General features: G+C 52.5%; 22 protein-coding genes, 3 tRNA genes, 1 pseudogene and 1 riboswitch. Of the genes and pseudogenes, 6 read left to right on the forward strand and 20 right to left on the reverse strand.

All coding sequences use genetic code 11. The features are described 5' to 3' along the window. Positions 1-4: 4 nt before the first annotated feature. From spoIIR to PVA01S_RS20485, 6 genes are all read right to left on the reverse strand, one after another. A complete protein-coding gene (gene spoIIR, locus PVA01S_RS20460) occupies positions 5-811 on the reverse strand; it encodes a stage II sporulation protein R (RefSeq protein ID WP_127609118.1) in 807 nt (268 codons plus the stop codon). A gap of 124 nt (positions 812-935) precedes the next feature. Then, positions 936-1886, reverse strand: coding sequence for a peptide chain release factor N(5)-glutamine methyltransferase (gene prmC / locus PVA01S_RS20465; RefSeq protein ID WP_127609119.1), 951 nt, complete (start codon positions 1884-1886; stop codon positions 936-938). Then, positions 1879-2958 carry a peptide chain release factor 1 gene (gene prfA / locus PVA01S_RS20470; protein ID WP_054798171.1) on the reverse strand — a complete coding sequence of 360 codons (1080 nt, stop codon included), beginning with the start codon at positions 2956-2958 and terminating at the stop codon, positions 1879-1881. The genes prmC and prfA overlap by 8 nt, the downstream gene beginning before the upstream one ends. 166 nt (positions 2959-3124) lie before the next feature. Continuing rightward, complete coding sequence (ychF, locus tag PVA01S_RS20475) at positions 3125-4225, reverse strand: redox-regulated ATPase YchF (RefSeq protein ID WP_127609120.1); 1101 nt, start codon at positions 4223-4225, stop codon at positions 3125-3127. Positions 4226-4361: 136 nt separating this feature from the next. Continuing rightward, positions 4362-5090, reverse strand: a complete 729-nt coding sequence (locus PVA01S_RS20480; RefSeq protein WP_054798175.1) for a peptidoglycan recognition protein family protein — start codon at positions 5088-5090, stop codon at positions 4362-4364. A gap of 130 nt (positions 5091-5220) precedes the next feature. Continuing rightward, positions 5221-5928 carry a PilZ domain-containing protein gene (locus tag PVA01S_RS20485; protein ID WP_127609143.1) on the reverse strand — a complete coding sequence of 236 codons (708 nt, stop codon included), beginning with the start codon at positions 5926-5928 and terminating at the stop codon, positions 5221-5223. Positions 5929-6021: 93 nt separating this feature from the next. Next, a riboswitch (cyclic di-GMP riboswitch) is annotated at positions 6022-6114 on the reverse strand. Positions 6115-6460: 346 nt separating this feature from the next. On the opposite strand from PVA01S_RS20485, the gene tadA reads away from it, so the two are divergent. From tadA to PVA01S_RS20500, 3 genes and pseudogenes are all read left to right on the forward strand, one after another. After that, positions 6461-6928, forward strand: coding sequence for a tRNA adenosine(34) deaminase TadA (tadA, locus tag PVA01S_RS20490; protein WP_269058707.1), 468 nt, complete (start codon positions 6461-6463; stop codon positions 6926-6928). A gap of 58 nt (positions 6929-6986) precedes the next feature. Further along, positions 6987-7063, forward strand: a tRNA-Pro gene (locus tag PVA01S_RS20495). A 110-nt stretch (positions 7064-7173) separates the two neighbouring features. Continuing rightward, a pseudogene (locus PVA01S_RS20500) lies at positions 7174-7347 on the forward strand (amidase family protein); the annotation flags it as partial. A gap of 85 nt (positions 7348-7432) precedes the next feature. On the opposite strand, the gene PVA01S_RS20505 reads toward PVA01S_RS20500, so the two are convergent. The 4 genes from PVA01S_RS20505 to PVA01S_RS20520 are packed head-to-tail and all read right to left on the reverse strand — an operon-like array spanning position 7433 to position 10337. After that, a complete protein-coding gene (locus PVA01S_RS20505) occupies positions 7433-8095 on the reverse strand; it encodes a LiaI-LiaF-like domain-containing protein (RefSeq protein ID WP_127609121.1) in 663 nt (220 codons plus the stop codon). A gap of 1 nt (position 8096) precedes the next feature. Beyond that, positions 8097-9311: a hypothetical protein gene (locus PVA01S_RS20510; RefSeq protein ID WP_127609122.1), complete on the reverse strand. Its 1215-nt coding sequence runs from the start codon at positions 9309-9311 to the stop codon at positions 8097-8099. After that, on the reverse strand, positions 9304-9816 hold the full coding sequence (locus PVA01S_RS20515; protein ID WP_164751916.1) for a zf-HC2 domain-containing protein: 513 nt from the start codon (positions 9814-9816) through the stop codon (positions 9304-9306). The genes PVA01S_RS20510 and PVA01S_RS20515 overlap by 8 nt, the downstream gene beginning before the upstream one ends. Next, entirely contained in the window at positions 9813-10337 is a 525-nt protein-coding gene (locus tag PVA01S_RS20520) for an RNA polymerase sigma factor (protein WP_127609124.1), read from the reverse strand. The genes PVA01S_RS20515 and PVA01S_RS20520 overlap by 4 nt, the downstream gene beginning before the upstream one ends. Before the next feature lie 174 nt (positions 10338-10511). Here PVA01S_RS20520 and PVA01S_RS20525 point away from each other — a divergent pair. Further along, positions 10512-10584: transfer RNA gene (locus tag PVA01S_RS20525), tRNA-Arg, on the forward strand. A 67-nt stretch (positions 10585-10651) separates the two neighbouring features. Next, positions 10652-10822: a hypothetical protein gene (locus PVA01S_RS26785; protein WP_164751917.1), complete on the forward strand. Its 171-nt coding sequence runs from the start codon at positions 10652-10654 to the stop codon at positions 10820-10822. A 75-nt stretch (positions 10823-10897) separates the two neighbouring features. Here the strand turns inward: PVA01S_RS26785 and map are convergent, their stop codons facing one another. Continuing rightward, on the reverse strand, positions 10898-11641 hold the full coding sequence (gene map, locus PVA01S_RS20530; RefSeq protein ID WP_054798166.1) for a type I methionyl aminopeptidase: 744 nt from the start codon (positions 11639-11641) through the stop codon (positions 10898-10900). A gap of 198 nt (positions 11642-11839) precedes the next feature. Here map and PVA01S_RS20535 point away from each other — a divergent pair, with 198 nt between their 5' ends. Then, positions 11840-12019: a hypothetical protein gene (locus PVA01S_RS20535; RefSeq protein WP_127609125.1), complete on the forward strand. Its 180-nt coding sequence runs from the start codon at positions 11840-11842 to the stop codon at positions 12017-12019. 120 nt (positions 12020-12139) lie between these two features. Here PVA01S_RS20535 and PVA01S_RS20540 read toward each other — a convergent pair whose 3' ends face one another. The 9 genes from PVA01S_RS20540 to guaB all read right to left on the reverse strand — a co-directional run bounded on the left by PVA01S_RS20540 (position 12140) and on the right by guaB (position 19031). Then, complete coding sequence (locus tag PVA01S_RS20540; protein ID WP_054798173.1) at positions 12140-12283, reverse strand: hypothetical protein; 144 nt, start codon at positions 12281-12283, stop codon at positions 12140-12142. Positions 12284-12305: 22 nt separating this feature from the next. Then, positions 12306-12491 (reverse strand): hypothetical protein, encoded by a 186-nt coding sequence (locus PVA01S_RS20545; RefSeq protein ID WP_127609126.1) that lies wholly within the window; start codon positions 12489-12491, stop codon positions 12306-12308. Positions 12492-12508: 17 nt separating this feature from the next. Beyond that, positions 12509-12856: a hypothetical protein gene (locus PVA01S_RS20550; RefSeq protein WP_054798165.1), complete on the reverse strand. Its 348-nt coding sequence runs from the start codon at positions 12854-12856 to the stop codon at positions 12509-12511. Between the two features lie 235 nt (positions 12857-13091). After that, positions 13092-13181, reverse strand: a tRNA-Ser gene (locus tag PVA01S_RS20555). Between the two features lie 46 nt (positions 13182-13227). Then, positions 13228-14508, reverse strand: coding sequence for a serine--tRNA ligase (gene serS, locus PVA01S_RS20560; RefSeq protein WP_127609133.1), 1281 nt, complete (start codon positions 14506-14508; stop codon positions 13228-13230). Positions 14509-14519: 11 nt separating this feature from the next. Then, entirely contained in the window at positions 14520-15092 is a 573-nt protein-coding gene (gene pdxT, locus PVA01S_RS20565) for a pyridoxal 5'-phosphate synthase glutaminase subunit PdxT (protein WP_127609135.1), read from the reverse strand. 39 nt (positions 15093-15131) lie between these two features. Next, on the reverse strand, positions 15132-16013 hold the full coding sequence (pdxS, locus tag PVA01S_RS20570) for a pyridoxal 5'-phosphate synthase lyase subunit PdxS (RefSeq protein WP_127609137.1): 882 nt from the start codon (positions 16011-16013) through the stop codon (positions 15132-15134). A gap of 117 nt (positions 16014-16130) precedes the next feature. Further along, positions 16131-17426 carry a D-alanyl-D-alanine carboxypeptidase family protein gene (locus PVA01S_RS20575; RefSeq protein WP_127609139.1) on the reverse strand — a complete coding sequence of 432 codons (1296 nt, stop codon included), beginning with the start codon at positions 17424-17426 and terminating at the stop codon, positions 16131-16133. Between the two features lie 147 nt (positions 17427-17573). Further along, positions 17574-19031 (reverse strand): IMP dehydrogenase, encoded by a 1458-nt coding sequence (gene guaB, locus PVA01S_RS20580; protein WP_054800301.1) that lies wholly within the window; start codon positions 19029-19031, stop codon positions 17574-17576. Positions 19032-19200: the final 169 nt, after the last annotated feature.

The following is a 19200-nucleotide window of genomic DNA, read 5'->3' on the forward strand; positions in this document are numbered from 1 at the left end:
CGTATTAAGCAAACAGCGACGCGACTTTCTTCATCATATCCCAGAGGAAAAATCGGACTTCCGGCTTAGCGCTTTCTGTGGTTTCCGCGGTTTCCGCCGCTTGCTGAGTCGCGTCCGCGTTCTGCTTTGCAGCAGCATCCGTTTTGGAAGCTTTCGCCGCTTCTTTCCCTGCGCTTTTCCCTTTTTCCGCACCGGCGGCTTCGGACTTGCTCGCGCTCATCTTGTCCTTCTGTTCCGGTTCGTCGTCAAACGCTGCCGCATGGGCTTTATTTTGTTTCTTGACGACCATCTCCGAATCGACGAAGCAAAGCGGCGGGAACAGCACGCACCACCAATTTTGCCCGGCGGCGGCGCCGATCGATATGCGCAGCGCCTCGTAATCGCCGGCCGGATATACTTGATTGCCGTACATTTTCGTCGGGAACGGGACGAGCCCAAGCTCCACCTGATACGTATAGTCAAAGCCGTTCTGCTGCAGCGTCTCACGGACTACCGCTCCCAGCTCCGGCAAGTGCTTGCGAATGGTTTCGCGCGCCGCCTCCAGGCCGTCGGGTTGTTGAACCCAGCCGGACATCTCCGCAATAACGGCGTCACGGACCTCGCGTTTGATCCATTGGTCGGCAGGCGCATCGGAATTGGCCAGGATGCGCAGGCGGATCGACTCCGCCGGGATGACGCTTGCGCCCGCTTCATCAGCTTTAGACGCCGTGAAGAGCATCGCATTCGCGCGGCTCGACTCCCAGCACATCAGAAGCATCAACAAAGCGAACCCCACATACGCATACCGTTTCCACGCAAACCGTTTGACCATTTCGATCGCCGCCTCTCTCATACTCCAAGCCTGAACCGCTAGCAACTTCGAATCTATCGAATCTAGTTTCTAGTGTTTCCGGCTTTAAGAGAGTCTAAACGTGGCGATCCGTTATATTTTATCGTTACTTCCGATACGCGATGACGTGCCGTTCAATGCCGGCCAAGTCGGGAACGACATACAAGTCGTCCCAATCGCCGGCCTGTTCGAGCAGCCCCCGGACCGCTTGCGCTTGCCCGAAGCCGACTTCAAAGCCGACCAGCCGCGGCAAGGCAACAAGCCCGGCCAGCTGGGCCGTCATCCGCCTGTACAGCACGAGACCGTCCTCCCCGCCGTACAGCGCGGTTCGAGGTTCATACAGCCTGACTTCCGGCTGCAGACCCGGTTCGTCTGCTTCCGGAATGTACGGCGGATTGGACACGAGAATGTCGATCCGTTCACGGCGCTCGATCCACGGACGCAATAGATCTCCTTCGGCGAACGTAACTCTTTCGCCGACGCCGAGACGAAGCGCATTGCTCCGGGCAACGGCAAGCGCCTCCGGCGACAGATCGGATGCCAGCACACGCCATTCGGCGCAAGCTGCGGCTAAAGTCAAGGCAATGGCTCCGCTTCCCGTCCCGATATCGCATACAGTCGGTCGGTGGCGGACGGCCTCTCGCTCCTCTGCCCCGTCTGCATGCCTCAACAAGCCTGTCCCGCTATCCACGGCCTCCGCACTCCAAAGCAACCGTCCGAGACGCAGCACCTCCTCGACGAGCAGTTCCGTCTCCGGTCGCGGAATGAGCACCGCAGGCGTTACTTCGAAAGCATGCCCATAAAACTCCTGCTCCCCGATTATATATTGCACCGGTTCGCCGGCCGCTTTCCGCTCCAGAAGCGCCTTCCAATTTCCTAATTGTTCCACGGGGAACTTTTCTCCCCATCGGAGCAGCATACCGCTGCGGCTTTCCCCGAGCACATGCTCAAGCAGACGTTCAGCGTTCGCTTCCGGATCCCGCACCCCGTGCCGCCGCAAAAAAGAAGAAGCCTCCGAGTAGGCTTCACGTATCGTCAAACGCCGTTCCTCAAGCACCGGCGTACTCTCCTTTTTCCATCTGATCCGTTTGCGCCGCAATCGTAAGCGCCGAAACGATCTCTTCCATATCGCCGTTCAATACGGCGTCCAGCCGGTGCAGCGTCAAGCCGATCCGATGATCGGTCACGCGGCTTTGCGGGAAGTTGTACGTGCGAATCCGCTCCGAACGGTCGCCGGTGCCGACCTTGCTTTTCCGCTCCGCGCCGTACTTCTCCATCTCTTCCTGCTGCATCTTGTCATAGATACGGGCGCGCAGCACTTGCAGCGCCTTCTCTTTGTTCGAGTTTTGCGACTTGCCGTCCTGGCAGGTCGCTACGATGCCCGTAGGGATATGCGTGACGCGAACGGCCGACTTCGTCGTATTGACGGATTGTCCGCCCGCTCCGCTCGAACAGAACGTATCGACGCGAATGTCGTTATCGTGAATCTCGATGTCGAAATCTTCCATCTCCGGCATCACCGCAACCGTCGACGTCGACGTATGAATGCGTCCACCGGACTCTGTTGCCGGTATGCGCTGTACCCGGTGTGCGCCGCTCTCGAACTTCAGTTTGCTGTAAGCGCCCTTCCCGTTCACGAGGAAAATAATCTCTTTGAACCCGCCGAGATCGTTCATGTTCACATCCAGCACTTCCGTCCGCCAGCCTTGCGCGTCCGCGAATTTGGTATACATCCGATACAAATCGGCTGCGAACAAAGCCGCTTCATCGCCGCCGGCCGCGCCGCGGATTTCTACGATTACGTTCTTATCGTCGTTCGGATCCTTCGGCATCATCAACACCTTGATCCGCTCTTCCAGCTCGTCCTTGCGCGCGGACAGCTCTTCCAGCTCCATCTTGACGAGCTCTTTCATCTCGTCGTCGAGCTTCTCGTTCTGCATCGCCCGCGCCGCCTCATATTGTTCCATAACGCTCTTATACTCTGTATAAGCTTCATACGTCTCTTGCAGATCCGACTGCTCCTTGGAATACTCGCGAAGCTTCTTGGAATCCGACGCGACATCCGGGTCGCACAACAACTCGCTTAACTTATCGTAACGGTCAGCCAAAGCTTGTAACCGATCCAGCATTCGTCATCCATCCTTTCTTTCCGTAACCCGTTTTTCCTTACTAAGCGACCATCCTGTCCTTCAACACCCATTGCTCCGAGCAGGCGTCTTCTTCATGCCGACCACCGCTGATCTTCCCGCTTCCTCGCGCCAAGGCTGCAGGCACTTGGACCGTCTCTTAGCCTAGCTAAACGTTGAAACGGAAGTGCATGACGTCGCCGTCTTGAACGACATATTCTTTGCCCTCGAGGCGCAGCAAACCTTTTTCCTTTGCAGCATTCATCGAGCCCGAACCGATCAGATCATCGTAGCCGACAACCTCAGCGCGGATAAAGCCGCGTTCGAAATCGGTATGGATTACGCCTGCCGCCTGCGGCGCTTTCATTCCTTTGCGGATCGTCCATGCGCGAACTTCCTGTACCCCTGCCGTAAAATACGTGTACAGCCCGAGCAGCCTGTAAGCGGCACGGATCAACCGGTTCAACCCGGATTCGGCAAGGCCCAGCTCCTCCAGAAACATCTGCTTGTCCTCGCCTTCCAGCTCAGCGATCTCCGATTCCACCTTCGCGCTGATCGGAACCACTTCCGCGCCTTCGAGCGCCGCGTATTCGCGCACTTTCTGCACATACGGATTGCCGTCCGTGTCCGCAACCTCCGCCTCACTGACATTCGCCGCATACAACACCGGCTTCATCGTCAGCAGGTGCAGGTCGCGGATCAGCAAGCGCTCCTCATCGCTCAGCTCGACGCTGCGCGCCGGCTTATCGTTGTAGAGCGCCTCCTTAATGCGTTCCAGACACTCGACTTCCTGCGCATATTTCTTGTCGCCGCCCTTCATGTTCTTCCGGGAGCGATCGATTCTTTTGTCCACCGAATCCACGTCCGCCAAAATCAGTTCCAGGTTGATCGTCTCGATATCGCTGATCGGGTCGACCGTTCCGGAAACGTGCGTAATGTTCTCGTCTTGGAAACAGCGTACGACATGCACGATGGCGTCCACCTCGCGGATGTGGGCAAGGAACTTATTGCCGAGTCCCTCGCCTTGGCTTGCGCCCTTGACCAATCCGGCAATATCGACGAATTCGAACGCCGTAGGCACGATGCGATTCGGCACGACGATTTCCGCCAAGCGGGTCAAGCGCTCATCCGGTACCTCCACTACGCCGACATTCGGATCGATCGTGCAGAACGGATAGTTAGCCGACTCCGCACCGGCCTGTGTAATGGCGTTAAACAACGTAGATTTACCGACATTCGGCAAACCGACGATTCCACAAGAAAGACTCATATATAAACAGCTCCTTATGCTCTGAACGGAATTTCAAATCCTGACATTATATTATATCCCAAAAGTAGGCCCCGTGTCATCTCCCTATGGGAAAAACCCTCCTTCCATTCGGAAAGAGGGCATGGTGACGGGCGCGTTACTGCGGCGGCTGCCCCGAAATACGGCGAAGCTCATTGGCCAGCCTGTGGAACTCCGCCTTGGCCGCCTGATCTTCCGCTGTGAAATAGGAGGCTGATAGAAAGCCGATGATCTTGTTCGCATCCTCCGCGCTAATTCGTGTCTGCGGTTCCGGCGCGGGTTCCGTCACAAGGCTGGCCCGGTACTCGTTCACAACGTCCTGAACGAAGCTCTGGAACGTCTTGCCGAGCAGCCGCAGCGGCTCCTGCGGATCGCTTCTCCTTGCCGGATCCAGCATATAGTGCCCGACGATATCGGTAGCCGGGTTTAGTCCGTACCGGTAACAAGCATACGCAAGCACCCATACGTACCGCTTGTAAGATTCCGTCAAGCTGATCCTGCCTCCGTAACAAAGCTCCACCGCGCCCGCCGCGTCGTTGGCGTCGTCGCCGTAACGCGCGTTATCGGTCGTTACGTTGTACACGACGTGATAGGCAATCTCAGCCGGTCCGGTCAGGAACGGTATGCACTCGATGATCTGTTTATCGTCCACAAACAGATGCGCGGAAGATGACATTTCATTGCGGGTATTTTCAAAATAAGACACATTCGCTGCGGCCGTTGACCCCGGATTTCCCGTATCGTGGGCCACCATAAACCGGCAGCGGGCTAACGCCGTCTTCGGACGCCGCTGGCTCGGCCCCGTCAAATAGCGTGGAATGATCTCATATTTCATAACAAAAGCCACCGTGCTCACCACCCTGCGGATATTTCGGAAGGTCTCGGGCGCTGGGGGCCCCAGCCGATCCGACGAGAATCCTTGCCTTACGATCAGCATATGCGAGCGCCCTGCAAGAAGTCCGTGGCATTGCCGGCCTCTATTTGAATATACGTTTGTTAAAATCGTCCCGTTTCGAACTGAAATGGTTTTCCACTTGCTTTTTCAACACAAACGCCCGCAGCGCATTGGCTTTGTCCGTCGGCATGTCGATGTAACGCGCTCCGTAATAGATTACGGTTTCTCCCGGATCCAACCGTATGATCTCGACTTGGCACGGCATCTCGAAGCCCAGGTCCAGCCGAACGTCGGCCATAGCATGCTTGCTTAACTCAATATCGCTCGGCAAAATAAACCCGAGCCCGCTGATGCTAATATTTCGAACCTCCAGCGCGACATGCTCCTTCAACAATTGGAGCTCCGCATTCGGTTCGCGGATCGAGAGCAGGTGTCCGTCATGTTTGACGTCGACCCGCGGGTTCTCCCGCTTCTCGGCGAATCGGCTCCGATTCTGAGGGGGGTTGATAACCATCAGCGCTCCTTGATCTTTAGCCACGACCGTCGATTGGAACGTATAGATTCCGCCGGGTGAATAGACCGTTAATTTAACCGTATCCCCAAGTTCGAACGCCTTGTATTCCGAAATCTCAACTTCAAGAATATCACCCTCGGCATAAGTCAAAATGCCGGTCGAAACGAAATCCCGCTTCTCCACCGCCACCCGGCTGTTCAGCAGTATTCCGCTTGGGCTTCTATACGTTTCGTGGGTAAACTCGTAGGATATTTTTTCACTCGTAACGGACTTCATCACCTTCGTTACCACCTTTCGCTCTCATGTCTTCGGTAAAAAATAAGCTGCATCTCAACATGCGAGACTACAGTCTGTTCACCGGTGCGCCCAATCGGCGGCCAGGCTGTCGTCATCCTCAATAAAGAAGATCTTAGACCCTAAGCTTTGCGTCCTTGCCTTTCGACAAGTTTGTCAAAAAAACGAATGATAACGACTATTTAACTAAACTTCACATCACCGAACTTGGGTACATATGCCCACATCTTGATCTCATTATAGGTGTTTCCTAAATCCCCTTCAAGAATATTCACACTTTTCACAAAAAATTAACAGCGCTTTTCCGTAAAAAAATTATTCACATGTTAACCGTTCTGTGGATAACTTATATATCCACACCCGGACTTGCCCTAAAAGCGCGATTTACCTACAATGGGGATAAGAAATTAATCCTCTTTATCCACATACTTATCCACAGTATGTGAGTAAGAATGCTTGTTCGTTTTTCTTACCCGCAATCGACGAATGACTAATGATGAATGAGGTGTAACGATTGATAGCCATAGAAGAACACGAGTATTTTATGCGGGCGGCAATCGAAGAAGCGCGGAAAGCCGAAGCGATCCGCGAAGTGCCGATCGGAGCGGTCATTGTTCGCGGCAGCGACATTATCGGCCGCGGTCATAACGTTCGGGAAACGGCCAAAGATCCGCTTGCCCACGCCGAACTGATCGCGATTAAACAAGCGAGCGAACAGCTGGACGCCTGGCGGTTGCTGGAATGCCGGCTTTATGTGACCCTTGAGCCGTGTCCGATGTGCGCCGGAGCGATCGTCCAGGCGCGAATTCCGCAAGTGATTTACGCATCCCCGGACCCAAAGGCCGGCTGCGCGGGGACGCTGATGAACCTGCTGCAGGAAGATAGATTTAACCATCGCGTCGACGTGATTCAAGGCGTTCTGCAGGAAGAATGCAGTTCCATGCTCACCCAATTTTTCCGTAGATTAAGGGGGAAGACGTAACCTAATTCCCTTTACAACGCCTATTTACCCATGCTAAAATATAATCGTTTCAGAAGTTCGAGACGTGGCTCAGCTTGGTAGAGCGCTTGGTTCGGGACCAAGAGGTCGCAGGTTCAAATCCTGTCGTCTCGACCATCCTATATGAACTACGAATTGCGGCGTAAACCGCAATTTTTTTATGCCCAAATTCCGATATCCCTCTCTTCTCCCGTTGTTTTCCCTCTCTCCCTTCAGTCTATTTTGTTAGCCCGTTCTCCGGCTTCCCGGCTATCACTGTACCGGCCGGTTATACGACGGATGGCTTGGGGGTCGGCATCGAATTTTTGGGCCGCGCCTTCGATGAAGCAACCTTGATTAAACTGGCCTACGCTTATGAACAGGGCACCCATCACCGGAAGCCTCCCGTTCTGGTTCCTTAAGGCCAGGGTCCTAAACAAAACCCCCTTCGTGCCGCTCTATTTCATACATAGCAGCCCGAAGGGGATTATTCGATATTTTCGACTCTTAGCCAGGGTTCGATTCGTTATTTGGGCCCTGCACTTCAACCTGCACGTCCTGCGGTAGCACTAACGTAACAGACATCTCCGGGTAGACCGAATTCAGGCCGCGGTAGACCGGAGGACGCTTCACCTGCACATACATCGTGTCGCCAACCGTTCGCACCGTGTAGAATTGCTCCTTGTCGACCGTCGGACGGTCTCCTTCCTGTACGCGGGTTCGGTAAGTGCCGAACAGGTGCATGGAACGCTCCGCCGTTTTGTCGATGCGAACCGGTTCGCCGGATGTTTGCACGACCAGCTTTTGGATGGCCGGATTTACCGGTTCCTGCAGTTCGGGCAAATCCGCCGTGACCTCGACTTCGCCTACGAGTTTGCGTACTTCATCCGTCACCCCGAGACCGGTCAGCATCGTAAACATGAAACAGCCGGCGAACAACACCCCGACGAACAGGACGCTCATCCAATCATACCGGATGACCTCGCTCTCTTTCTTGGCGATGAACACATACGCGAGGATCTCCAGGCCAAGCAGCACAAGGACAATCGGCCACCAGCGGATGAAGCTGGTGAATGCGCCAAGTCCCTGCCATTGCGATAAGAACAGGAGGACTCCGAAGCCGATCAGCGTGAGCCCCATCGACAACGTGCCTACGCGCCATTTTCTCAATCTACTCCCCCCGCTTCCCTTTCTTGCCGCCCCATAATAGGCGTATCCCCCCGCCGATCAGCAGTACCGAAACGATAAAGGTTTGAAAATAGGTATGGTACCAGTTCAACACCCGCGACCGTACTTCTCTCGGCAGCCAAAGATCAAGCATATTCAACAGCACCTGATCCAGCAAATAATACAAACCCAGACCAAGCAATCCGATTCCGATCCAACGCTGCCGGTGGACGAGCCAATCCACGATGGGTGCATCCGTCAACGGCTCCCTGCCGGATTTCGAGATCTGCTGCAGCGCGTCGAAGAAGCTGTAAAACCATAGAATCGGAATCAAGAACAAAAATAACGACAACCGGAGCGCATCCATAAAATAAACGCTGAACAGAAAAGCCGCCATCAGCTGCAATCCCCGTTTTTGCAGGCCCAGGTACATATGTCCCGCTCCCGGAAACATGGACAGCAGCATCGCAATCGTTTTGTTTTTCTTGCCCGATTCGCGGCCGTCCTGAAAATCTTCGAATATCGTCCGATCAACCAGCGTCTCGCCCCGCTGCTTCCGGTGTAACTGCTGGACGCAGTCGAATAACCCATAGAGCCAAATAATCGGCAGCCCGCCCAGCAGGACCAGGAAATCATCCTGATTCGTCATCGCGGTTAAAAAAACCGTTACAACCCCCAGACCGAAGAACAACGCCAGGAACGCGAGACCGCGCTGCATCAGCCCGAGCTGGAAGTGTCCGAGTCCCGGAAGGAAGGATAGAAGTATCGTAAAGTGACGATCGCTTACGCTGCCGGACGGATATTGCGGCGGCACGCTGCCATATCGCGGTGGTTCCCCTTCCGAAGGCCGCTCCCGCTCCATGTGTCGCGGCATAGCTTCAGGCCCATAGGGCCGCTCAGAAGCTTGCTCAGGGCCATAGGAACGGCTGCCGGCATGATTAGGGGATCCCCATTCGGCATGAGCCGGGTAGGGCGGTCCTGCAGCAATCGTACGCACAATATCGAAGAGGCTGCCGAACCAAATCAGAAAGGCAATGATCAGCGTGGCGACTGCCACTTCTTCTATATTTTCCGATAGCAGGAATAAAGTCATGACCAACGATCCCAAGAAGGCCCCACCGAGTAGAACGCCTTTCAATGCGCGGCCCATGTACAAGTGACCTAGACCCGGAATCAGAGACAACATGAATGCTACAGTAGGGTTTTTATGTCTATTCATCACGTTTCCCTCTCTCTTCTTGTTTCGGTTGAATGGCATCGAGCATCCCGATCGTTTTGTCCATCAGCTGGTCGCTGAATGAACGGTACGTTACGGAATCCGCCTCCGCATGCGATTTCGGATCCAGCGCATTCACCTGCTGGGTGAAAATTTGAAACACCCCCGAGCCCATCAATAAGAGCGTAACCGCCGCGGCCACCGCATAATGGAAGATCGGGTGCCGCGTCCATGCTCGCCGGTATGCGCTATGATGCAAATGAGCGTCGTGTCCATGTGAACGATCCGCCTGCTGCTCAAGATGCTCGTCCCACCGCAGCATCGTTATTTCCGTCAGGGTGTGCATATCCGGCTGAGGCAGACGCTCGGCGGCCTTGTCCAGGCAGGTCATATAAAGCTCCAAACAGTGGTCGCATACCTTCATATGATCCTCGCAGCGGTCCCGCTCATCGGCTGACAGCTCATCGTTGATATAGAGCAGCCATGCTTCCTCCGAAATGTGGATCATCCCCGATCCTCCTCCTTCCATGCTTTGCGCAAATATTGTTTGGCCCGGTACAGCTTCGATTCTACGGTTTTTAACGCAATCTGCTGTTCCTGTGCAATTTGTTGATACGATTTTTCCTCAATATAAAAGGCGTACACGACGTCCCGGTAATGCTCCGGCAGCTGGTCCACATAATTGCGCACCCTCTCCCGCTTCTCCCGTTCGAGTAACGTATCTTCGACGGTATTCGGGCCCACTCTGGCCGCAACCGGCTCAAGCTCCTCCCAATCGGAGGTTAGCTGCTCCTTCTTGCGTTCCTTCGATCGCTTATAATCGATCGCCTTATTGACCGCTATGCGTGTAATCCATGATTTAAATCCTTGATGCCGGTATTGGGGGAGAGCCGCAAAGATGTTGATCAGCGCTTCCTGCGTCACGTCTTCGGCGTCTTTCACCGAATGGAGCACGCCGTACACCGCTTGAAACAAATAACGGCCGTAACGGTCGACAAGCTCGCGGAACGCTTCCCGGTCGCCCGCCATCAAGCGCGCAATCCAAGCTTCTTCCGTAATTGTTCTCCCCCTCCTCTCCTGTTTACTTAGACGAATCGAGCTTTACAAAACCCTGCAAGCGCATGGTTTATATTTTTTTCATGCGGCTGTCTTTGTCTGGATTCCCTCCATGCCCTTCGGTATGTTATAATAACTTTGTTTCAAGTCCCCGTAGCTCAACAGGATAGAGCAGTCCTCTCCTAAAGGACCGATAGAGGTTCGAGTCCTCTCGGGGACGTAAAGTCCATTACATCCGGCGCATAAGGCTCGTCCCCCCGCGGAACACTAGGGCGGAGGTGATACGGATGGCCAATGAGCAGGATCAAACGGAAGAAATTTACCTTTACAACAACGAAGGCATTAATGATGTGAAGACCGATGCGACGGCAACCGTAACGACAACCGGTGTAGCCGCAAATGACAACGACGAAGTGACAAACGAACGTCGTAAGGATAACTGTTCCCCATCGTCCTAACAAACGAAGAAGGGCCCGCAGCTGCGATTGGATCGTGCCGGCGGGCTCTTTTAGTTCCGAATTTCTACATTCTCCTTACTCCGTTAACACCCATGGTCCGTCTTTCGTAATGGCAACCGTATGCTCGAATTGCGCCGATAAACTGCCGTCCACCGTACGTGCCGTCCACCCGTCGAAATCAATGAACATTTCCAGCTTACCGGCGTTCACCATCGGTTCGATGGTGAACACCATGCCTTCTTGCAGTCGAAAGCCGCGTCCCGGCTTCCCCGCATGCGGAAAGGAAGGCTCCTCGTGCATCGACCGTCCGATCCCATGGGCGACCAGATCGCGGACAATCGAGTAGCCTGCTCGTTCCGCATGCTGTTGAATGACATGAACTACATCCCCGATCCTGTTGCCGACGACGGCTTGAGGAATGGCGAGCTCCAGGCATTCCCGCGTGACCTGCACCAGCCGTGCCGCTTGCGGCGAAAGGTTCCCGACGGCGTACGTTTGGCACGTATCGGCACACCACCCGTCGTAACGGCAGACGATGTCCATTTTGACAATATCGCCTTCCTGAAGAGGTTCTGTATTCGGAAATCCGTGCGCAATAACGTCATTAACCGAAGCGCAGGTAGCGAAGGGATACCCTTTGAACCCCTTCGTCACTTGTTCCGCTCCATGATCCGTAATGAACTTCTCGGCAAAATCGTTAATCGCGAGTGTTGTTATTCCCGGACGAATCATTTTTGCGATCTCTTTATGACATGCTGATAGAATGGCACCCGCTTTACGCATTTTCAGCATCTCTTCCTTCGTTTTCAAGATAATCATCCGCTATCCTCCTTCAAATATACATGATTTATTTTACGCTTTTTTAGAATAAAATGCTCCTCTCGCAAAAATCATTATATTTTACGTAAATATGCTAAAGAAAACATTAGAATTCAAGGTTGCTTGTTCTCTTTTTAATTACCTCGTGGTAAAATAAGGGATAAATCTCGAAAAAATAAACCCGAGGTGGATATGGAGATGCCGGCAAACACTTTCTACATCGTTTATGATGAGTTTTCGATTTCCATTTGCACGTTAATGGATGATGTTTGCGAAGCCATCGCCGGCGGCGCTTTGTTATACGGGTATACGGATAATGAGGCCATGGCGCAAATTTTACTCAACGAATGCTTTCAAATCGTCGAAAAAAACAATTAACGCTCTCTCACAACTAAGCCCCTCACACACAAATAAAACAGCCTCCTACTCTCTAAAGCGTCAGCTTGCATCGAATATCTTTGATGCGGCCGCACTTTAGTTGGTAAGAGGCTGATTTTTTTAGCCTTCGCCGTTATTTTGACGGCTGTGGTTTTCGTTTTTGATTCGCTTCGAGCCCGGCTTTGGTCCGGTCCGTTGACGCTGTTCGTTCTGATTCTCCTGGCCGCTCGGCGGGTTTACCGGTTGCGGAATGTCTTTAGGCATAATCATTCAGCCCCCTCTAGATTTATTGAATATCCGAGATACCGGATGCATGGGCGTGCTTCTTGTCGTGGTTAAGCGCATCCTGATGGCGATGGTCATTCGTTTGCTGCTGTACCTGCTGCGCTTGATGACTCGTAACGGCAATATGCTCGAGGTCTTTAACCACGTTCTGCAAATTTTTATCTACGTTGCTTTTATTTTTCGTCATCGTTCAATGCCTCCCTCTTAACGCGTCGTCAGCGCATGAAGCTGCTGCGCGCATTCATGGATGTGCCTTACGTAGTCGTCCACTAACGTCTGGATCACGTCCGTGCGCTCGTCCACATTGTTGCCATCGCGTTCCACATCGACCAGATCGACCTTTACTTCCCGCGAATCGACATACGTACACTTAAAATCGAAGCTGTAGTCGTTTCGCCCTGCCGTTGTGATATGAACGCGAAGCACATTGGAATCAGCTTCATCGGCGAACACTTCTGCCCGGTCGGAAGCATTCAATACGGTTGGCAGCGTCCGCGACCATGCCTGAACCAGCTCCTGTTGATCGATCCGCAATTGATCCGATTTCGCCATGATGTCATTAACACCTCCATACTTATAAAATGCGGATTCTCCAACCTCTCTATACTTCACCCGGCGTTGAAAAATTAGGAACCGCCACGATTAATCGGGCTCGGCGCTCGACTCGACGACAACTACTCCTAGTGGCTGTGCCTGGCAGCGCTAGACATACTAAAAAGGCCACCGACGAAGTCGATGACCTTGTTGCTATCTATGTAGGCACGTAGATGCCTGTTATTTAAAATAATGGCGGAGAGGGTGGGATTCGAACCCACGGTGCCCTCACGAACACGGCGGTTTTCAAGACCGCTGCCTTAAACCACTCGACCACCTCTCCGGGTGACAGATGCATTGTATCACAACTGCCAAACCGGATTCAAGCGCTAAATTTTACTGATGCGTTCGATGCCGCCCATATAAGGCCTTAACACCTCAGGGATGAGCACGCTGCCGTCTTCCTGCTGGTAGTTCTCCAGAATAGCCGCTACCGTTCGTCCTACCGCAAGCCCCGAGCCGTTCAGCGTATGCACGAACTCCGGCTTTGCTTTTGCTTCGCGGCGGAACCGAATATTAGCGCGACGCGCCTGGAAATCCTGAATGTTGCTGCACGATGAAATCTCGCGGTACGTATTGCTGCTAGGCAGCCAAACTTCGAGATCGTACGTCTTCGTCGATGAAAAGCCGATATCGCCCGTACAAAGCACGAGAACGCGGTATGGCAGCTGCAGCAGCTGCAGCACCTTCTCGGCATCCGCCGTCATCTTCTCGAGCTCCTCATTCGAACTCTCCGGCGTCGTCAGCTTAACCAGCTCCACTTTGTTGAACTGATGCTGACGAATCAAGCCGCGGGTATCCCGTCCGGCCGAACCTGCCTCAGATCGGAAGCAAGCGCTCAAAGCCACATAATATTTCGGCAGCTCTTCCACCGACAAAATATCGTCACGGTGATAGTTCGTCACCGGCACTTCCGCGGTTGGGATCAGGTAATAATCCATCCCCTCGAGCTTGAACACGTCCTCCGCAAACTTCGGAAGCTGTCCGGTTCCCGTCAAACTATCGCGATTCACGATTTGCGGCGGCAGCACTTCCTGATAGCCATGCTTGTCCGCATGCAGATCCATCATGAAGTTAAACAATGCACGCTCTAGACGGGCGCCTAAGCCCTTGTAGAACACGAAGCGCGAGCCGGTCACTTTCGCCGCAGCTTCAAAATCTAGAATGCCCAGCTGCTGCGCTACTTCCCAATGCGGCTTCGGTTCATAAGAGAATGCAGGCACCTCGCCTATACGGCGAATCTCCACGTTCTCCTCTTCGCTGAAGCCGATCGGCACGTCGCTCTGTGGAATATTCGGAATAGATAGTAAGATCGCGTCCAGTTGCGTTTCAAGCTCACGAATTTCTTCATCCAGTGATTTGATCCGGTCTCCGACGACCTTCATCTCCTCGATCAGATGGTCCGCGTTTTCCTTCGCCTTCTTCAGTTGCGCCACTTCTTGAGACACAACATTCCGGCGATTTTTCAATTGCTCCGTTTCTTGCAAAAGCTCTCTGCGCTTCGTATCGAGCGCTGTGAAACGATCAAGCTCCTCGAAGTTTTTCCCCCGGTTCGCCATCGCTTGCTTCACTTGATCCAGATCGCTTCGCAGCAATTTAACATCCAACAAGGAGATCCCTCCTACCTCGTCTCACGTACCATATCTAGAAAATAGCCATGCATGCGTTCATCATCGGTCAATTCCGGATGAAACGAAGCGGCCAGCAGATGTCCTTGTCTTGCGGCTACGATGGAACCTTGATAGGTAGCCAGAACTTCCACTTCATCCCCGACTTGCTCAATTAACGGGGCGCGGATGAATACGGCGCGTACGTCTTTAGCAATGCCTTTTACATCCAAATCGGTTTCGAAGCTCTCACGCTGACGACCGAAAGCATTCCGAGCCACCCGGATATCCATCAGCCCGAGATGAGTCTCGTCCTGCCCGACAATATCATTCGCAAGCACGATCAAACCGGCACAAGTGCCGAAAATCGGTTTGCCCTGCCGCGAAAATTCGCGTAGGGCCTCGATAAATTGATATGTGCGCATCAGCTTGCCGATCGTAGTGCTTTCGCCTCCGGGGATCACGATCCCCTGGATGTCGTCAAGCTGCTCCGTCCGTTTCACAATAACGCCTTCGCCGCCGGCTTTCTCGATTAACCGAATATGCTCGGCGACGGCGCCTTGCAACGCCAAAACACCTATCTTCATGTCGCTCAACCTCTTCCTTCCGCGGCTGTTATACTCGGTTTACCAGCCGCGATCCTGCATACGTTCCGACACGTGCAGCTTCGAAATTTCGATGCCTTTCATCGGCGTACCCAAGTTTTTCGAAATGTTGGCAATTAGCTCATAGTCGGTATAATGCGTCGTCGCTTCGACAATCGCTTTCGCGAACTTCTCCGGGTTATCCGATTTGAAGATACCGGAGCCGACGAATACGCCGTCCGAACCGAGGTGCATCATCAATGCGGCATCGGCCGGTGTCGCCACGCCGCCTGCGGCAAAGTTTACAACCGGCAAACGACCGGTTTCATGTACTTGCAGCAGCAGCTCGTAAGGAGCGCCCAAGTTTTTTGCTTCCGCCATTAGCTCGTCTTTGGACAAGCTCTGCACTTTGCGAATTTGACCCGTAATCATGCGCATATGACGAACGGCTTCCACAATGTTTCCTGTCCCCGGCTCGCCCTTCGTACGAAGCATGGAAGCTCCTTCGCCGATCCGACGGAGCGCCTCGCCAAGATCTCTTGCGCCGCATACGAACGGTACGGTAAATTCTTTTTTATTAATGTGGAACACTTCGTCAGCAGGTGTCAGCACTTCGCTCTCGTCGATATAGTCGACGCCCATCGATTCCAACACTTTCGCCTCGACAAAATGCCCAATACGCGCTTTGGCCATTACGGGAATAGATACAACTTTCATAACTTCTTCTACGATCGTCGGGTCCGCCATACGAGCAACGCCGCCTGCTGCACGAATATCCGAAGGCACCCGTTCCAAAGCCATAACGGCTGAAGCGCCTGCCGCCTCTGCAATACATGCTTGCTCTGCATTCATGACGTCCATGATGACGCCGCCTTTTTGCATTTCGGCCATACCTTTTTTAACGCGAGATGTTCCAGTTTCCATGTCCGACTCCTCCCGAGACTCTGCTTTTATGTTGGCACGTTCCTTTACTTAGGACAAACTAACTAAAGAAATATTTTACATGAACTGTTCTAAATGTACAACCCATACGCTCGGATTTTAACCGTTCTTGGCACCGGAGAGCGTATCGATGAAAAATTGTTTAATCGCCCGGAAAAATAACCGGAACCAGCCGGCTTTCTCCACCTCTTCCGTGGTGATTAAATTTACGTTGTATTCTTTGCCTTCATAAGTCACTTTAGCCGTACCTACCACTTGGCCTTTCTCAATCGGCGCTGTTAATTTCGATTCGTCCAGGGCCTGGGCGGTGACTTTGAATTGATCGTCCGGCGTCCCTTTTTTCGCGATGAGCGTGAGTCCGGTTTGCGTCACCACAGGAACTTCCAATTGCACGCCTTTTTTAATATTGACCGTTTTCAACGAATCTATTTCAGCTTTTGCCGTTAGTACTTGTTTCGGGGCAAAATTATTAAAACCGTAGTCCAGCACTTTACGGGTTTCGATAAACCGCGCCTCTTCTTTCGGGCCTGTGCCCATCACCACACTGATCAACCGCATGCCGTTACGTTCGGCCGTGCCGGTGAAGCAGTAGCCGGCCTCATCGGTATGACCCGTTTTCAACCCGTCCAAACCTTCATACGCATATTTAGCAAAGTTTTTATTGCTTTTATTATCCGCCAGCATCCAGTTCCAGTTGATCATAGGCGATTTGTCCGTCTCACGGAATTTGCGAGCCGGCGTCTTCGTGTATTCCAGCAGGTTCTTGTGGTCGTTGATAAGATGGTAAGCAATCAGGGCGGCATCTTTGGCGCTTAGAAGCGTCTCACCCTGCAGTTCTTTGGGAGCATACTTGCCCATATCGGCGCGCGACAACCCCGTCGAATTAATAAAATGCGCATCCGGTGACAATCCGAACTCCTTCGCCTTCTCGTTCATCATTTTCGCGAAGCTTTCTTCCGAACCGGCAATCGCTTCAGCCAGAGCAACCGTGGCATCGTTGGAGGAGTAGATCGACATGGCTGCAAACATATTGTCGACGGTCGCTTGTTCGTTCAACGCGAGCAACTGGCCCGAGCCGATCGCGTCAGCCGCGGCAGGCGTCGTATTCACCATATCCGTCGTTTTGATTTTACCGCTTTCTATCGCATCCATTACCAAGTATTCGGTCATCATCTTGGCCATACTTGCAGGAGGCAGCGCCTTATCAGCATTATATTCATATAAGATTTGCCCCGTACTAGCCTCCATCAATATGGCCGAGGACGCATTCAGCTGCAAGTCGGCCGTATTCGTATCGGCGGCGCTCGCTTGAGGAGGCTGCACGAGAGCAAGGGATGTGTTCAAGAAAAGGGCTACAGCAACAACCGAACAAATTCGTTTTACGTTTACAAACAATCATCTCACTCCTATGATTTAATAATAAATAAGAAAACAAGTTTAATTGTACCACAAGCCACTTATAAGGTAAAAAAAGCTTGTTCCTTCCAATAAAAACAGAAACGGAAGCCGCAGCTTCCGTCCCTTTGATAGGCTATATAATTCTTATAACGAATAGTTAGGCGCTTCTTTCGTAATATGCACATCATGCGGGTGGCTTTCGCGCAGCCCTGCGCCTGTAATTCGAATGAAAGACGTATCATTGATCAACGAAAGGATGTTCGGGGAACCGCAATAACCCATTCCGGAACGAAGTCCGCCGACTAGCTGATACAATGTGTCTGCGAGCGGTCCTTTATAAGCGACCCGACCTTCGATACCTTCCGGAACCAGCTTGCTTTCGTTCTCTTGAAAATACCGGTCCTTACTTCCTTCCTTCATCGCGCCGAGCGAGCCCATTCCGCGGTATACTTTAAACCGGCGACCCTGATAAATCTCCGATTCACCCGGACTTTCTTCCGTTCCTGCAAAAAGACTTCCGATCATCACCGCACTTGCGCCCGCGGCAATCGCTTTTGTTACGTCGCCGGAGTACTTGATGCCGCCGTCAGCGATAATTGGTACGTTGTAACTGCGCGCTACACTGGCGCAATCGTAGATGGCCGTAATTTGCGGTACGCCGATACCGGCAATGACACGCGTCGTACAGATCGAGCCCGGTCCGATACCTACCTTCACGATACTAGCCCCGGCTTCAATCAAATCCCGGGTGCCATCACCCGTTGCTACGTTACCTGCCATAATCGTCAACTCCGGGTATTGCTCCCGAATGGCTCTCACCGTGTTGAGGATATTAATGTGATGGCCGTGTGCAGAGTCCACGACGATCAAGTCGGCACCGGCTTCAACCAAGGCCGCCGTACGTTCTAACACGTCTTTGGATACGCCGACTGCAGCACCTACGAGTAACCGTCCATGCTCGTCTTTAGCCGAATTCGGAAACTGGATCGCTTTCTCGATGTCTTTGATCGTAATCAGACCTTTAAGGATCATTTGATCATCGACTAAAGGAAGTTTCTCGATCTTATGTCTTTGGAGGATGCCTTCCGCTTGCTGAAGCGTAGTGCCTACCGGAGCCGTGACCAGGTTGTCCTTTGTCATGACATCTTTGATTTTGATGGAATAATCATGAACAAAACGAAGATCGCGGTTGGTCAGGATACCGACCAATCTTTTATTGTCATCACAAACAGGTACGCCTGAAATGCGGTACTTGGCCATCAACTCTTCCGCGTCATACACATGATGTTCTGGAGTCAAATAAAAAGGATTTGTAATTACGCCGCTCTCCGAACGCTTAACACGATCGACTTCTTCCGCTTGCTGCGCGATCGGCATATTTTTGTGAATGATTCCGACTCCGCCTTCTCTAGCTATTGCTATTGCGAGCTTCGATTCCGTAACGGTATCCATCGCAGAGCTGATGAAGGGGATATTGAGCTTAATCTTGCTTGTCAGTTCTGTGCTGATATCAATCTCTTTACCGAAAACATTCGACTTTCGCGGTACGAGCAACACGTCATCAAACGTTAATCCTTCTTTTTCAAACTTAGACTCCCACACGTAATAAATCCTCCTTATTGAATACTTGCCGAAATATATTATTGCAATCTTACCAAAAGCTCATTTTTGGTGTCAAGCAAAAAGCTGTGTCCATTTTCAAACCATTTTCAATTTGAAATAAAATAAAAGAGCCCTCCTGGATAGTATTCTACCCAAAAAGACTCTTAAT

It is taken from the genome of Paenibacillus validus NBRC 15382, assembly GCF_004000985.1.
Lineage (GTDB): Bacteria > Bacillota > Bacilli > Paenibacillales > NBRC-103111 > Paenibacillus_G > Paenibacillus_G validus.

Excerpts from the sequence above, each read along its gene's own strand:
- spoIIR (WP_127609118.1), bottom strand. The coding sequence starts at position 811 with ATGGTCAAACGGTTTGCGTGGAAACGGTATGCGTATGTGGGGTTCGCT.
- prfA (WP_054798171.1), bottom strand. The coding sequence starts at position 2,958 with ATGCTGGATCGGTTACAAGCTTTGGCTGACCGTTACGATAAGTTAAGC.
- ychF (WP_127609120.1), bottom strand. The coding sequence starts at position 4,225 with ATGAGTCTTTCTTGTGGAATCGTCGGTTTGCCGAATGTCGGTAAATCT.
- PVA01S_RS20485 (WP_127609143.1), bottom strand. The coding sequence starts at position 5,928 with ATGAAGTCCGTTACGAGTGAAAAAATATCCTACGAGTTTACCCACGAA.
- PVA01S_RS20510 (WP_127609122.1), bottom strand. The coding sequence starts at position 9,311 with ATGAATAGACATAAAAACCCTACTGTAGCATTCATGTTGTCTCTGATT.
- PVA01S_RS20515 (WP_164751916.1), bottom strand. The coding sequence starts at position 9,816 with ATGATCCACATTTCGGAGGAAGCATGGCTGCTCTATATCAACGATGAG.
- PVA01S_RS20520 (WP_127609124.1), bottom strand. The coding sequence starts at position 10,337 with ATGGCGGGCGACCGGGAAGCGTTCCGCGAGCTTGTCGACCGTTACGGC.
- PVA01S_RS26785 (WP_164751917.1), top strand. The coding sequence starts at position 10,652 with ATGGCCAATGAGCAGGATCAAACGGAAGAAATTTACCTTTACAACAAC.
- map (WP_054798166.1), bottom strand. The coding sequence starts at position 11,641 with ATGATTATCTTGAAAACGAAGGAAGAGATGCTGAAAATGCGTAAAGCG.
- PVA01S_RS20535 (WP_127609125.1), top strand. The coding sequence starts at position 11,840 with ATGCCGGCAAACACTTTCTACATCGTTTATGATGAGTTTTCGATTTCC.
- PVA01S_RS20540 (WP_054798173.1), bottom strand. The coding sequence starts at position 12,283 with ATGCCTAAAGACATTCCGCAACCGGTAAACCCGCCGAGCGGCCAGGAG.
- PVA01S_RS20545 (WP_127609126.1), bottom strand. The coding sequence starts at position 12,491 with ATGACGAAAAATAAAAGCAACGTAGATAAAAATTTGCAGAACGTGGTT.
- PVA01S_RS20550 (WP_054798165.1), bottom strand. The coding sequence starts at position 12,856 with ATGGCGAAATCGGATCAATTGCGGATCGATCAACAGGAGCTGGTTCAG.
- pdxT (WP_127609135.1), bottom strand. The coding sequence starts at position 15,092 with ATGAAGATAGGTGTTTTGGCGTTGCAAGGCGCCGTCGCCGAGCATATT.
- pdxS (WP_127609137.1), bottom strand. The coding sequence starts at position 16,013 with ATGGAAACTGGAACATCTCGCGTTAAAAAAGGTATGGCCGAAATGCAA.